Annotated in this window: 12 protein-coding genes; 4 read left to right on the top strand and 8 right to left on the bottom strand. The window is 62.4% G+C overall.

The window, feature by feature from the left end:
* The first annotated feature begins 97 nt into the window (after positions 1-97).
* Entirely contained in the window at positions 98-1,141 is a 1,044-nt protein-coding gene (gene purM, locus U0004_RS27165) for a phosphoribosylformylglycinamidine cyclo-ligase (protein WP_034788683.1), read from the top strand.
* Positions 1,142-1,205: 64 nt separating this feature from the next.
* Here the strand turns inward: purM and U0004_RS27160 are convergent, their stop codons facing one another.
* Both U0004_RS27160 and U0004_RS27155 read right to left on the bottom strand, forming a co-directional pair.
* Positions 1,206-2,537: an MFS transporter gene (locus U0004_RS27160; RefSeq protein WP_070254663.1), complete on the bottom strand. Its 1,332-nt coding sequence runs from the start codon at positions 2,535-2,537 to the stop codon at positions 1,206-1,208.
* Between the two features lie 130 nt (positions 2,538-2,667).
* Entirely contained in the window at positions 2,668-4,284 is a 1,617-nt protein-coding gene (locus U0004_RS27155) for a GMC family oxidoreductase (protein WP_070254662.1), read from the bottom strand.
* A 163-nt stretch (positions 4,285-4,447) separates the two neighbouring features.
* On the opposite strand from U0004_RS27155, the gene U0004_RS27150 reads away from it, so the two are divergent.
* On the top strand, positions 4,448-5,296 hold the full coding sequence (locus tag U0004_RS27150; protein WP_081345527.1) for an IclR family transcriptional regulator: 849 nt from the start codon (positions 4,448-4,450) through the stop codon (positions 5,294-5,296).
* Here the strand turns inward: U0004_RS27150 and U0004_RS27145 are convergent.
* From U0004_RS27145 to U0004_RS27125, 5 genes are all read right to left on the bottom strand, one after another.
* On the bottom strand, positions 5,293-6,519 hold the full coding sequence (locus U0004_RS27145; protein ID WP_070254661.1) for a 6-phosphofructokinase: 1,227 nt from the start codon (positions 6,517-6,519) through the stop codon (positions 5,293-5,295). The genes U0004_RS27150 and U0004_RS27145 overlap by 4 nt on opposite strands.
* Before the next feature lie 117 nt (positions 6,520-6,636).
* Positions 6,637-8,685: a sodium:solute symporter family protein gene (locus U0004_RS27140; protein WP_070254660.1), complete on the bottom strand. Its 2,049-nt coding sequence runs from the start codon at positions 8,683-8,685 to the stop codon at positions 6,637-6,639.
* The gene (locus U0004_RS27135; RefSeq protein ID WP_070254659.1) at positions 8,682-8,987 is read right to left on the bottom strand and encodes a DUF4212 domain-containing protein; all 306 of its coding nucleotides are present in this window, start codon (positions 8,985-8,987) and stop codon (positions 8,682-8,684) included. Before U0004_RS27135 ends, U0004_RS27140 begins: the two co-directional genes overlap by 4 nt.
* Positions 8,980-10,512: a sensor histidine kinase gene (locus U0004_RS27130; protein ID WP_070254847.1), complete on the bottom strand. Its 1,533-nt coding sequence runs from the start codon at positions 10,510-10,512 to the stop codon at positions 8,980-8,982. Before U0004_RS27130 ends, U0004_RS27135 begins: the two co-directional genes overlap by 8 nt.
* Positions 10,513-10,514: 2 nt before the next feature.
* A complete protein-coding gene (locus U0004_RS27125) occupies positions 10,515-11,249 on the bottom strand; it encodes a response regulator (protein ID WP_034746066.1) in 735 nt (244 codons plus the stop codon).
* 241 nt (positions 11,250-11,490) lie between these two features.
* Here U0004_RS27125 and recA point away from each other — a divergent pair, with 241 nt between their 5' ends.
* A complete protein-coding gene (gene recA / locus U0004_RS27120; RefSeq protein ID WP_034788660.1) occupies positions 11,491-12,594 on the top strand; it encodes a recombinase RecA in 1,104 nt (367 codons plus the stop codon).
* A gap of 227 nt (positions 12,595-12,821) precedes the next feature.
* On the top strand, positions 12,822-13,277 hold the full coding sequence (recX, locus tag U0004_RS27115; protein WP_070254658.1) for a recombination regulator RecX: 456 nt from the start codon (positions 12,822-12,824) through the stop codon (positions 13,275-13,277).
* A gap of 83 nt (positions 13,278-13,360) precedes the next feature.
* Here recX and U0004_RS27110 read toward each other — a convergent pair whose 3' ends face one another.
* Positions 13,361-13,570 carry a hypothetical protein gene (locus tag U0004_RS27110; RefSeq protein WP_115057591.1) on the bottom strand — a complete coding sequence of 70 codons (210 nt, stop codon included), beginning with the start codon at positions 13,568-13,570 and terminating at the stop codon, positions 13,361-13,363.
* Between the last annotated feature and the right edge of the window lie 69 nt (positions 13,571-13,639).

Below are 13,639 nucleotides of genomic sequence, written 5' to 3'. Positions count from 1 at the left end.
CGCTGGCGTCCTGCCGCACGATGTTGAAAAACATGCTTGCGCGCGCGTGCCGGCGGGTATCCGCCTTCTATTTTACCGCCTCCGCTGCCACCACACCATGAACCAGACTTCTAATGTTTCCCTTTCCTACCGTGACGCTGGCGTCGATATCGACGCAGGCGACGCTTTAGTCGAAGCAATCAAGCCGTTTGCCAAGCGCACCCTGCGCGAAGGCGTGATGGGCGGCCTGGGCGGTTTTGGCGCCATGTTTGAAATCAGCAAGAAGTACAAGGAACCGGTGCTCGTCTCGGGCACCGACGGCGTGGGCACCAAATTGCGCCTGGCGTTCGAACTGAACCGCCATGACACGGTCGGCATCGACCTGGTCGCCATGAGCGTCAACGACATCCTGGTGCAAGGCGCCGAACCGCTGTTCTTCCTCGACTACTTCGCATGCGGCAAGCTGGACGTGGCGATCGCCACCGACGTCATCAAGGGCATCGCCCAGGGTTGCGAACAAGCGGGTTGCGCGCTGATCGGTGGCGAAACGGCGGAAATGCCGAGCATGTACCCGGCCGGCGAATACGACTTGGCAGGCTTTGCCGTTGGCGCCGTGGAAAAATCGAAAATCATCGACGGTACCAAGATCGCCCCGGGCGACGTGGTGCTGGGCCTGGCCTCGTCCGGCGTGCACTCGAACGGTTACTCGCTGGTGCGCAAGATCATCGAAGTGGCGAAACCTGACCTGGAAGGCGACTTCCACGGCCGCAAACTGGCCGACGTGCTGATGCAGCCGACGCGCATCTACGTCAAGCCGCTGCTGGCGCTGATGGATGCCATGGAAGTCAAGGGCATGGTGCACATCACCGGCGGCGGCCTGGTGGAAAACATCCCGCGCGTGCTGCAGCCTGGCTTGGTGGCCGAGCTGGACTCGAAGGCATGGACCATGCCGCCGCTGTTCACGTGGCTGCAGCAGCACGGCGGCGTGGCTGACGCCGAAATGCACCGCGTCTTCAACTGCGGCATCGGCATGACGGTCATCGTCTCGCAGGAAAACGCGGACGCCGCCATCGCGCAATTGCAAGCGGCCGGCGAAACCGTCTCGCGCATCGGCACCATCCGCGCCCGCGTGGGTGACGAGCATCAGACAATTGTCATCTAAGTCTTAATCGACATAAAAAAGGCAGGCACTCGCAAGAGGCCTGCCTTTTTTTACGTGCCTGCGCTTACCGCGCGTGCGCCGGCTTCATGCGGCCATCCGGTTGCGAGCCGCCCCTGCCGATCATGGCCACGCTGACGGCCGAGACGAGGGAGGCGAACAGGATGTAGCCGACGATGTGCCACGGCTCGCCATTGCCCGTCTTCAGCAAATAGGTGGCGATGATGGGCGTCAGGCCGCTGGCGAAGATGCCGGAGAACTGGTACACGAAGGAGATGCCCGTGTAGCGCACCTTGGCGTCGAACAGGTCGCAGAACAGGGCCGCTTCCGGGCCGTACACGGCCGAATACAGCACGCCCAGCGGGATGATCACGGAACACCACAGCAGCAGCGGATTGTCGGCGTGATGGAGCATGATCCAGAAGGCGGGAATCGACGACACGCCCGTGATCAATGAACCCCAGAAAAATACCTTGGTGCGGCCGATGCGGTCCGACAGGCGGCCGAAGAATGGGATGCAGAAGCACATCACGACGGCCGACGCCATCACGCCCATCAGCGCTTCCGTGCGGTCTATCTTGATGGTGTTGGTCAGATAGGTGATGGAAAACACGCCGAAGATATTGAAGAACACGCCATCGATATAGCGCGCGCCCATGCCCTTCAAGACGTTGCCGGGATAGCGTTTCAACAGGTCGAAAAACGGAATCTGCGTCTCCGCGTTCTTTTCCTTGACGGCCTGGAATTCCGGCGTTTCCATCACGTTCAGGCGTATCCACATGCCGATGAAGACGAGAGCCGCCGACAGGATGAAGGCCACGCGCCAGCCCCAGGACAGGAACTGCGCGTCCGTCAGGCTGTAGGACAGGATCGCCACCACGCCGGAAGCGAGGCACAGGCCGATGGCCAGGCCGATCTGCGGCAGGCTGGCGTAGAAGCCGCGCTCCTTGGGCGGCGCATATTCATACGCCATCAGCACGGCGCCGCCCCATTCGCCACCGAGGCCGATACCCTGCAGCACGCGCAGGAACAGCAGCAGGCCGGGCGCCCAGTAGCCGATGTGGTCATATGTGGGCAGCACGCCGATCAGGAAAGTGGAGATCCCCATGATCATCAGGGTCATCACCAGCATGCTCTTGCGGCCGATCTTGTCGCCGAAGTGGCCGAAGATCACGCCGCCGATGGGGCGCGACAGAAAGCCCACGGCAAAGGTACCGTAGGCCAGCATGGTCGAGACGAGCGGATCGCCGCCCGGGAAATACAGCTTGCTGAACACGATGCCGGCGACGACGCCGTATAAAAAGAAGTCGTACCACTCGATGGTGGCGCCGATCACGCTGGCCATCACGACTTTCCGTAGCTCTTTGGCCTTTTTCGGATTGTTCGGATTGTTATCCATAATATCTAGTCTCCAATCGATATCGATTATGTGTGTTTTTTTGATGCCTGGCTGATTGCCAAGTCATTGAGGGGCGGGGCCGTCTGCCCGCCGCTGGCATCCTCCCGGGTGAGGTGGCGTGGGGCGCGGACTAGGCAGCCTTGGGCAGCCGCACGGCGTCCGCCAGGATCATGTCGGCTGCTTTTTCGGCGATCATGATGGTGGGCGCGTTCGTATTGCCCGAGACGATTTCCGGCATGATCGACGCGTCGACCACGCGCAGGTTCTGCATGCCGTGCACGCGCAGGCGGTCATCGACGACGGCCATGGCGTCATGTCCCATCTTGCAGGTGCCGCTGGGGTGGTAGATCGACTGGCTGAAGCGCCGCGCCGCGTCCAGCAATTCCGCATCCGTCTCGAACTGCGGGCCGGGCACGAACTCGGAAATGATGTGCGGCGCCAGCGATGGGGCGGCGGCGATTTTTCGCGCCACGCGCAGGGCGGCAATTGCCGTCTGCTGGTCGCGCGGGTCGGACAGATAATTCGGATAGATGCCCGGATAGGCGAGGGGATCGGCGGACTTGATCGACACGTGGCCACGGCTGTGCGGGCGCAGCTGGCACACGGACGACGTGAAGGCGGAAAACGGATGCGCGCCTTCGCCCGGCTTGTCGGCGCTCAATGGCTGCATGTGGAACTGGATGTCGGGCCGCTCCACCTCGGGCGACGACCTGGTAAACACCGTCACCTGGCTGGCCGCCAAGGTCAAGGGCCCCGAGCGGGAAAACACGTATTGCATGCCCACCCACAGCTTGCCCCACAAGCTGTTGACTTCATCGTTCAGGGTTTTCAGGCGCGTCTTGAAGACGAGGCGGATTTGCAGGTGGTCTTGCAGGTTCTGTCCCACGCCGGGCAAGTCGTGCACCAGCGGCACGCCCACTGCTTCCAGCAGGGCGCGCGGACCCACGCCCGAGCATTGCAGGATCTGCGGCGAGCCGATGGCGCCCGCGCAGAGTATCACTTCGCCGCTGGCGCGCGCCTGGCGCAGCTGGCCATCCTGGCGGAATTCGATACCGACGGCGCGCTTGCCCTCGAACAGCACGCGCGTGATTTGCGCCCGTACTTCCACGCGCAGGTTGGCGCGCTTGCGGGCAGGCCGCAAAAAGGCCTTGGCTGTGCTCCAGCGCAAGCCCTTGCTGGCCGTCTGCTGGAAATAGCCGACGCCTTCCTGCGTGGCGCCGTTGTAGTCGGCATTGAAGGGAATGCCGCTTTCCGTGGCGCCGGCAATAAAATGCTCGGCGATGGGACGGCGCAGGCGCAAGTCCGACACTTTCAAGGGGCCACCCACGCCGTGGTAATCGCTGGCGCCGCGTTCCTGGTCTTCCGATTTCTTGAAATAAGGCAAGATGTCGGCATAGCTCCAGCCTGCATTGCCCAGTTCGGCCCAACGGTCGTAATCTTCCTTCTGCCCCCGCACGTACAGCAAGCCGTTGAGCGAACTGGAGCCGCCCAAGACCTTGCCGCGCGGCCATTGCAGCTGGCGCCCGGCGATGCCGGCGTCCGCTTCCGTGCGGTAGCACCAGTCCAGCCTGGGGTCGTGCATGGTCTTGAAATAGCCGACCGGCACGTGTATCCACGGATTGTTGTCCTTGCCGCCTGCTTCCAGCAGCAATACCTGATTGTTGCTGTCGTGCGACAGGCGGTTGGCCAGCACGCAGCCGGCGGAACCGGCGCCGACCACGATGTAATCGTAGTGTGTTTGCAACATTACTCTTGTCTCCTGCGTTGCGGTATCTAGCCGCCTCGATGGGCGTTTTTTGCGATACACTGGTCTTTATTGATTATTTTTGGAACGTCTGGTTCCATTTATAAAAGACGTGCAGCACCGGGACAAGCGGAAACAGCCGCATACGCGAGAGGTGAAACAGAACATGCATGATGCGTTTCAAAAACGGCAGGCCGAGGCCGAAGAAGACAGCTCGGCGGGTGGCGCGGTAGCTGCCAGCACGGCGGCCAGCCATGGCGACGAGGCGCGGGGATTGCGCGTGCTGCGCCTGATCGAGCACCTGGCCAGCGCCAGCCAGCCATTGACCTTGTCACAGCTGGCCGCGCGCATGCAAGTGCCCAAGGCCAGCATGATGCGGCTGCTCGATACCCTGGAACAACATGGCTATGTGCTGCGCACGCCCGTGGGACGCGGCTACGTGCCCGGTGCCGCTTCCACCAACCTGGCGCTGGCCACCCTGCGCAACAATGCCCTGATCCGCGTGAGCCGCAGCATCCTGGGCAGTCTGGTGGCGGTCACGGGCGAGACGTGCAACCTGGCCATTCCCGAGGGTAATGCGATCGTCTATGTGGACCGCGTGGAAACGCAGGAACCGTTGCGGCTGCACCTGGTGCTGGGCAGCCGGGCGCCCATGCATTGTACGGCGAGTGGGAAACTATTCCTGGCGTATATGAATTTGCTGGAAAGGCGCGAGTTGCTGGCCATGCTGACCCTGCAGGCGCGCACGCCGAAAAGCATCACGGATCCCGTGCTGCTGGAACGCGAGATCGTGCGCATCGCCCGCCTGGGCATCGGCATCGACGACGAGGAATTCGTGCACGGCATGGTAGCCGTGGCCGTGCCCATCTGCGCGGCCGACGGGCGCATCGTGGCGGCCGTCGCCTGCCACGCGCCCGTGGCGAGAAAGTCCGTGGAGCAGCTGATGCAGCATGTGCCCCAGCTCAGGGAGGCGGCCGTCAAGCTGCGGCCGCTATTGCTGGCGGAAAACAGCTAGGGTTTCAAGACCTTGGCCACTTTCGCCGCGCGCAGGCGGAACGCATCGGGCATGCCCGAGCCCAGCAGCGGGCGCAGATACAGGCGGAACGCATCCGTCACGTCCGTGCCGCTGGCGCTGATGAATTCGTCTTCCATGGTGCGCGTCTTGCCTGCTACCTCGGTGAGCGGCAGCAACTCGTAATCGACGGAATAAAAGCCCGTGCGCTTGATGGCGACGGAACCATCGCGGTCGCCCCACATGGCGAACTGCACCGCCTTCTCGCCCACTTCGCGGGCTTCGCGCTGGTCGACGTCGGACACGCAGCCGATGAAGGAGCGCTGCAGATAGCCGAAGGTATCGCCGCGCACGCGCTTGATGCCCAGTTTCGCCTTGATCTCGTCGCACAGCAGGTCGGCCAGCGCGCCTGTGCCCGACAATTGCACGTTGCCATGCGCATCGCGCTCCACTTCATTGCCCACCTGTTTTGCCAGCAAGCTGGCGATCGGTTCGCCCGAGGCGTCGTGGATGCCTTCCGAGACGGCGATCACGCAGCGGCCATGTTTTTCATGGGTCGCCTTCACGTCGGCAAGAAATTGTTCCAGCACGAAGACGCGCTCGGGCAGATAGATCAGGTGCGGGCCATCGTCGGGAAACTTCTTGCCCAATGCCGAGGCGGCCGTCAGAAATCCCGCGTGGCGGCCCATCACGACGCCCACGTACACGCCGGGCAGGGCCGCGTTATCGAGGTTGGCGCCGGCGAACGCCTGCGCGACGAAACGCGCGGCAGAGGGAAAGCCGGGCGTGTGGTCGCTGCCCACCAGGTCGTTGTCGATGGTTTTCGGAATGTGGATGCAGCGCAGCGGATAGCCGGCCTTGTGCGCTTCCTCGCTGACGATGCGCACCGTGTCGGACGAGTCGTTGCCGCCGATGTAAAAGAAATGTTCGATCTCGTGCGCGCGCAGCACTTCGAAGATTTGCTGGCAGTAGGCAATGTCCGGCTTGTCGCGCGTGGAGCCGAGGGCCGACGAGGGCGTGGCGGCCACCAGTTCCAGGTTATGGCTGGTTTCCTGCGTCAGATCGACGAACTCTTCATTGACGATGCCGCGCACGCCGTGCAGCGCGCCATACACGCGCGTGACATGTTGAAAGCGCCGCGATTCGAGCACCACGCCCACCAGCGACTGGTTGATGACGGCGGTGGGGCCGCCTCCCTGGGCAACAAGAATTTTTCCAGACGGCATGGGATTTCCTCGTAAGTGGAACGGCCCTCCAGCCTACTCCTTTTTTGCCGGGGTGCTGTCTTTTCCGATATTTCTGTCGAGGAATTGTTCCACGCCACCCCAAGCCTTGATCGGCTTTTACTCCGGCGCCCGGATATGCTCGACCAGCCCCGTGCTGCGGCGTCCCGGCACCGGTGTCAGCCAGCTGACCAGCACGGCGGCGGCCAGGCCTGCCGGCACGCCGAAGATGCCGGCGGAGATGGGGGCGATATGAAACCATTGACCGCTGGCATTACCGCCCAGCATGGTGCTGGTGTGCAGCATGTAATACAGGCATACGCCAAAGCCCGTCAGCATGCCGGCCAGCGCGCCCTGGTAGTTGGCGCGTTTCCAGAACACGCCCAGTACCAGCGGCGGGAACAGGGTCGAGGCGGCCAGGGAAAACGCCACGCCCACCAGCGACAAAATGTCCGCCGGCTTTTGCGAGGCCGCATAGGCGGCGATGAAGGCCACGGCCAGCAGCAGCAATTTTGAAATCGTCACGCGCTTTTGCGTCGAGGCGCTGGGATCGACCACCTTGTAATAGATGTCGTGCGACAGGGCATTCGAAATGGCCAGCAGCAAGCCATCGGCCGTTGACAGGGCGGCGGCCAGGCCGCCGGCCGCCACCAGGCCGGAAATAACGTAAGGCAGGCCGGCGATCTCGGGCGTGGCCAGCACCAGCACGTCGGCATCGATGGATATTTCCGCCAGTTGCACCATGCCGTCGCGGTTGACGTCGACGATGCTGATCAGGGGACTGAGCTTGTCCACGTTGGCCCAGTACGACACCCAGGTGGGCAGGTTCGCGTATTGTGTGCCCACGAGAGCCGAGTAAATATCGTATTTGACCAGCACGGCCAGCGCAGGAATCGTGAGGTAGATCAACAAGATGAAGAACAGGGTCCAGAAGACGGAGACGCGCGTCTCGTGCACGGAGGGCGTGGTGTAGGATCGCATGAGGATATGCGGCAGGGCGGCCGTGCCCAGCATCATGCAAAACACGAGGGCCAGGAAATTGTTGCGCTTGATGTCGGACTGCTCCCTGTCGGCGGCGGGAAATGGCTGCGCGTGCGGAATGATCGGCTCGGCGCGCTTCTGGTTGTGCGCCTGCGCGGCTTGCCACAGCGCGCGCGCTTCATCGGGACTTTTCGGATAGGCGATCAGGTAGCGCTCCGCATTGCGGATGTCGAACAATGAGGCATTGCGCTGGCGCAAACTGTCGAGCTGGCGCTGGGCCGTCAGACGGCCTTGTTCCCAGGAGGCGGGCAAGCCGTCTATGCGCGCCTGGTAGCTGATGGCGCGCTGGCGGAAGATGGCGCGCACCTCGTTTTCTTTCGGGTCCGTTTCCAGCACGTGTTCGCGCGCGCTCAGTTGCGGCAACACCTTGCCGTAGGCGATCTGCGGCACGGGATTGTCCGCATGCTTGACCGACAGCCACATGGCGGGAATCAGAAAGGCGACGAGGATGATGATGTATTGCGCCACCTGCGTCCAGGTGATGGCGCGCATGCCGCCAAGAAAAGAGCAGACGAGGATGCTGGCCAGGCCCAGGAAGATGCCGACGGAAAAATCCACCCCCGTGAAGCGCGAGGCGATCAGGCCGACGGCGTAGATCTGCGCCACCACATACGTAAATGAGACGATGATGGTGGCGGCCACGGCTACCACGCGCACGCTGGCACCCCGTTTGTCGGTACCGCTGCCATAGCGGGCGGCGAGGAAATCGGGAATCGTGTACTGGCTGAACTTGCGCAGATAGGGGGCGATCAATAGCGCCACCAGGCAATAGCCGCCCGTCCAGCCCATGATGAAGGCCAGGCCGTCAAAGCCGTTCAGGTACAGGCCGCCAGCCAGGCTGATGAAGCTGGCCGCAGAAATCCAGTCGGCGGCCGTAGCCATGCCGTTGAACATGGCCGGTACCCTGCGTCCCGCCACATAGTATTCGGTGACGTTCGAGGTGCGGCTGATGACGCCGATGGTGGCGTACAGGGTGATGGTGACGAGCATGAACAGGTAGCCGATCCATGCGCGCGGCATGCCTTCCTGTTCCAGCACCGACAGGGCCAGCAGGAAGGCGGCAAAACCGGCCGTAAACAGCAAATAGTAGCGGCACAGGCGCGCAAAGAAGCTGCGCTGGTCGCTCATGCGTGCTCCTCTGCATGAAAAGCCCGGTCGAGGCGCTGCATGCGCCAGGCATAGAAGGCGATGATGGCCAGGTACACCAGCGAGGCGCCCTGGGCCGCCATATAGAAGGGCAGCGGCCAGCCGAACAGATTTAAATGCAACAGTTCGCGCGCATAAAACACGGTCAGGAAGCCCGTCAGCAGCCAGACCAGCAGCAGGATGGCCGTCAGGCGCCGCGTCTTGCGCCAGTGGATATCGCGGCGCGACTGCAGCTCGGAGTTGGGCGTGCGCAACGGCACTGCGGGAAGGCTGGGCTTATCCATACGTGACCTCATCCTCTTCTGGCGCGTCCGGCAACAGCAAGGCGATGCTCAGGCGCAGCAGGGTGCCCGGCAGCTTCGGCGAGTGCGCGCGCGGATTGTTAAAAATATCGACTTCGGCGCCATGCTGCTGGGCAATTTCGCGCACGATGGCCAGGCCCAGGCCGCTACCGTCGACATTGCTGCCGAGAATGCGGTAAAAGCGTTCAAAGACGTGGGCCCGCTCGGCCTGCGGTATGCCGGGGCCCGTATCTTCCACTTCCAGGATGGCCAGTTCCAGGGTGCTGCGCACGCGCACCGTGACGCTGCCGCCCGACGGCGTGTAGCGCAGGGCATTGTCGATCAGGTTGCTCAGCAGCTCGCGCAGCATCATGGCATTGCCGGAAATCATGATCGCATAGGCGGGCTGCTCGAAGCCCAGGTCGATATGCTGGGCAAACGAGGCTTGCACCCAGTCCTGCACCACGCCGCGCGCCAGTTCGCTCAGCTCGATCGGTTCGAACGCCGTGCCTGCCTGAGGCTGGTTTTCCGCGCGCGCCAGGGCCAGCAGCTGGTTGACCAGGCGCGTGGCCGCTTCCGAACTTTTCGCCAGTTGCAGCAGCGAGCGGTGGATCTCGTCGTGGTCGGTCTGGCGCAGCGCCAGCTCGGATTGCATGCGCATGCCGGCCAGCGGCGTTTTCATCTGGTGCGCGGCATCGGCGATGAAGCGTTTCTGCATGTCGATCGACAACGACAGGCGCGCCAGCATCTCGTTGAGCGAACCGACCAGCGGCGTGATTTCCTCGGGCACCTGGCCCGATTCGATGGGCGATAAATCGTCGGGCGGCCGGGCGCGTATGCGTTCCTGCAATTGCGCCAGCGGCGACAGGCCGCGCGCCAGGGCAAACCAGACCAGGGCCAGGATCACGGGCAGGATGATGAACTGCGGCAAGATCACGCCCTTGATGATTTCATTGGCCAGCTGGGCGCGTTTTTCCAGGGTTTCCGCCACCTGCACCAGCGCGCGGTGCGGCTCGTCGTTGTTGCTGGACGGAATGTCGAGATAGCTGAACGCCACGCGCACGGGCGTGCCATGGATGGTGTCGTTGCGAAACAGCACCATGCCGCTGCGGTATTTGTCGGGGTCCTGCGGCGGCGGCAAATCGCGGTCGCCGTCGAGGTATTCGCCGCGCGGACCCACCACCAGGTAATACAGGGTGTCGATATCGTCGCCGCGCAGGAAGTCGCGGCCCTTGTTGTTACTGTTCTTTTCCGGCACGCGGCGCAGCATGGCGCCGTCGGCCTGCTTGACCTGCTGCGTGAGCACGGTCACGCTGTCTTCCAGCGCATGGTCGAACGGCTGATTGGCGATGCCCTTGGCCACCAGATAGGTGATGGCGATGCTCATCGGCCACAGCAGCAGCAAGGGCGCCAGCATCCAGTCGAGGATTTCGCCAAACAGCGAATGCTCGATGGTGTCGTCCTGCTCCGTGGTGGGTGGCTCGAACCAGTCGTCGTCATCCGCCTCGTCCGCTGGCGCCTCGCGCACCTTCACTTGCTGGCGGGTCCGCTGGCCGGGCTTGCCGATTCGCCCGCTTCGGCGTTCAGGCGCGCCGCTTCCGAGTATTTTTCCAGGCAATAGCCGAGGCCGCGCACGGTGGCGATGCGCACGCCGCCCACCTCGATCTTCTTGCGCAGGCGGTGCACATACACTTCGATGGCGTTGTTCGACACTTCTTCGCCCCATTCGCACAGGTGGTCGACCAGCTGTTCTTTCGAGACGAGGCGGCCCGTGCGGCCCAGCAGGATTTCCAGCAAGCCCAGTTCGCGCGCCGACAGGTCGAGCATCTGGTCGTTGATGTAGGCGCTGCGCCCCACCTGGTCATAGCTGAGGGGGCCGTGCTTGATGATGGTGGCGCCGCCGCCGGCGCCGCGGCGCGTCAGGGCGCGCACTCTTGCCTCCAGTTCCGACAAGGCGAACGGCTTGGCCATATAATCATCGGCACCGAGGTCGAGGCCATTCACGCGCTGCTCGATGGAATCGGCGGCCGTCAGGATCAGCACCGGCAGCAGCGAGGCGCGCGCGCGCAGGCGGCGCAGCACTTCCAGGCCGGACATCTTGGGCAGGCCCAGGTCGAGGATCAGCAAGTCGAATTCCTGGGTGGAGAGGGCCGTATCGGCCTCCTGGCCCGTCTTGACGTAGTCGATCGCATAACCGGACTGGCGCAGCGAGCGGGTCAGGCCATCGGCCAGCACGCTGTCATCTTCGGCAAGTAAAATACGCATGGTGCACTTCCTATGCTTGCGGCGGTAGAAGTTTGTATTGTGTTTCATTTTCCGCAAGGTGGCGAGTTTTTGTGAGAAACCAGGCTTGTATTGATCTGTTTCAAAACAAATCCACGTTCCGCTTGCATTGATCACTGTTTTTTTATACAGTACTGTCTGTGTAAAGAATTTAACCCACTGGCGCTATCGCAGGCTGCCGGATTCACGTGAATCCGCAACTGTAGAACGGCTGAAAGAACATATGGACGATAAAAAAGCTGTAGTACCCGCATCGGAAAAAGCCAAGGCGCTCGCCGCCGCACTGGCGCAGATCGAGAAGCAGTTTGGCAAAGGTTCGGTCATGCGCATGGATGCCAGCGCAGCGATCGAAGAAGTGCAAGTCGTGTCGACCGGTTCGCTCGGCCTCGATATCGCGCTGGGCGTGGGCGGCTTGCCGCGCGGCCGCGTGGTGGAAATCTACGGTCCGGAATCGTCGGGTAAAACCACCCTGACCCTGCAAACCATCGCTGAGATGCAAAAACTGGGCGGCACCTGCGCCTTTATCGATGCCGAGCACGCGCTCGATGTCGGTTACGCGCAAAAGCTGGGCGTGAACCTGCATGAATTGCTGATCTCGCAACCGGATACGGGCGAGCAGGCACTGGAAATCTGCGACGCCCTCGTGCGTTCGGGCAGCGTCGACCTCGTCGTCATCGACTCCGTGGCCGCACTGACGCCACGCGCCGAGATCGAAGGCGACATGGGCGATTCCCTGCCAGGCTTGCAAGCGCGCCTGATGTCGCAAGCCCTGCGCAAGCTGACCGGCTCCATCAACCGCACGAATACCCTGGTCATCTTCATCAACCAGATTCGCATGAAGATCGGCGTGATGTTCGGCAGCCCGGAAACGACCACCGGCGGCAATGCGCTGAAATTCTACGCCTCCGTGCGCCTGGATATCCGCCGCACCGGCTCGATCAAGTCCGGCGATGAAGTGATCGGCAACGAAACCAAGGTCAAGGTCGTCAAGAACAAGATCGCGCCACCGTTCAAGGAAGCGCACTTCGACATCCTGTACGGCGCCGGCACCTCGCGCGAAGGCGAAATCCTGGATTTGGGCTCGGATGCCAAGATCGTGGAAAAATCCGGTTCGTGGTACAGCTACAACGGCGAACGCATCGGCCAGGGCAAGGACAACGCACGTGCCTTCCTGCAAGAGCGTCCGGCGCTGGCCCGCGAAATCGAAAACAAGGTCCGCGCTTCGCTGGGCGTGCGCGAACTGCCGCCGCTGGCCGCTGAAAAGCCGGAAAAAGCGGATAAAGCCGCCGACAAGGCTGCCAAGGCTGCGGAAGCCAAGGCAGAGTAGGTCGGATTAGCGCGGCAAAGCCGCGCGTAATCCGACAACACCACAGACGTCAACAATGTTGTCGGATCAGACGCCAACAATGTTGTCGGATTACGGCCCAAGGGGCCTAATCCGACCTACGCGCGGCTCGCCGCATAGTATGACCACGATCGCCGTCCCGCGCTGTTGCGCCGGGCGGCGATTGTGTTTGGATGGCTTGATCGTGGAATGAAAGACAAGGTGGGTGTATGGCCGCAGTACAACTAAGCCTGAAGGGCAGGGCGCTACGTTTTTTGTCGATGCGCGAACACAGCCGCATGGAATTGCGGCGCAAGCTGCAGCGCCATGCGCAGGAGGGCGACGATGTGGAAGCCTTGCTCGACAGCCTGGAGCAGGCGAACTGGCTATCGCAGGAGCGTTTTTCCGAGTCGCTGATCCACCGCCGCTCGGCCCGTTTCGGCAATAGCCGCATCATGGCGGAATTGCAAAGCCATGGCATCGGTGGCGAGGCGCTGCAGGAACTCAAGGCGGGCCTGGCCGAAGGGGAGGTTGCGCGTGCCTGCGAAGTGTGGCGCCGCAAATTTGGCGAGGTGGCGCAGGATGCCGAGCAGCGCAACAAGCAGATGCGCTTCCTGATGCAGCGCGGTTTTTCCCAGCGCGCCGTGCAGGTGGCCTTGAAGGGGCTGGAGCCCGAGGACGACTAGGTGCGCGCCGCTGACCGTCCAGCTGGCCCTGGTCTCGCTGTGTTCGATCTGCAACAGTTCATGGCTGCCCTGTACCTTGCTTGTCAGGCAAGCTCGCCCCAGATCATTGTTTTACTGGTAAGTTCACTTTCCTTGCCATCCGCCTGGCAATCGGATGGCATATTGTTGCGCTGCATGGGGCCGGGCTTGCCCGCGCTGCCGTCGGCTGGGCCGGCGCGGCAATCTGAGGTATATCGCGGCATCCATCGGCCATATCTGTCATCACCATCCGTGATAACGGTGTCAATTTCCATGTGTATTCTTTATGCTTTGAAATGTTTTTATCGAAGCAATGAAAAATTATGTTGCGGCGCAACCAGCGC

The organism is Janthinobacterium lividum, from assembly GCF_034424625.1.
Taxonomy (GTDB): Bacteria; Pseudomonadota; Gammaproteobacteria; order Burkholderiales; family Burkholderiaceae_D; genus Janthinobacterium; species Janthinobacterium lividum.
This window is presented reverse-complemented; position numbering and strand designations above follow the sequence as displayed.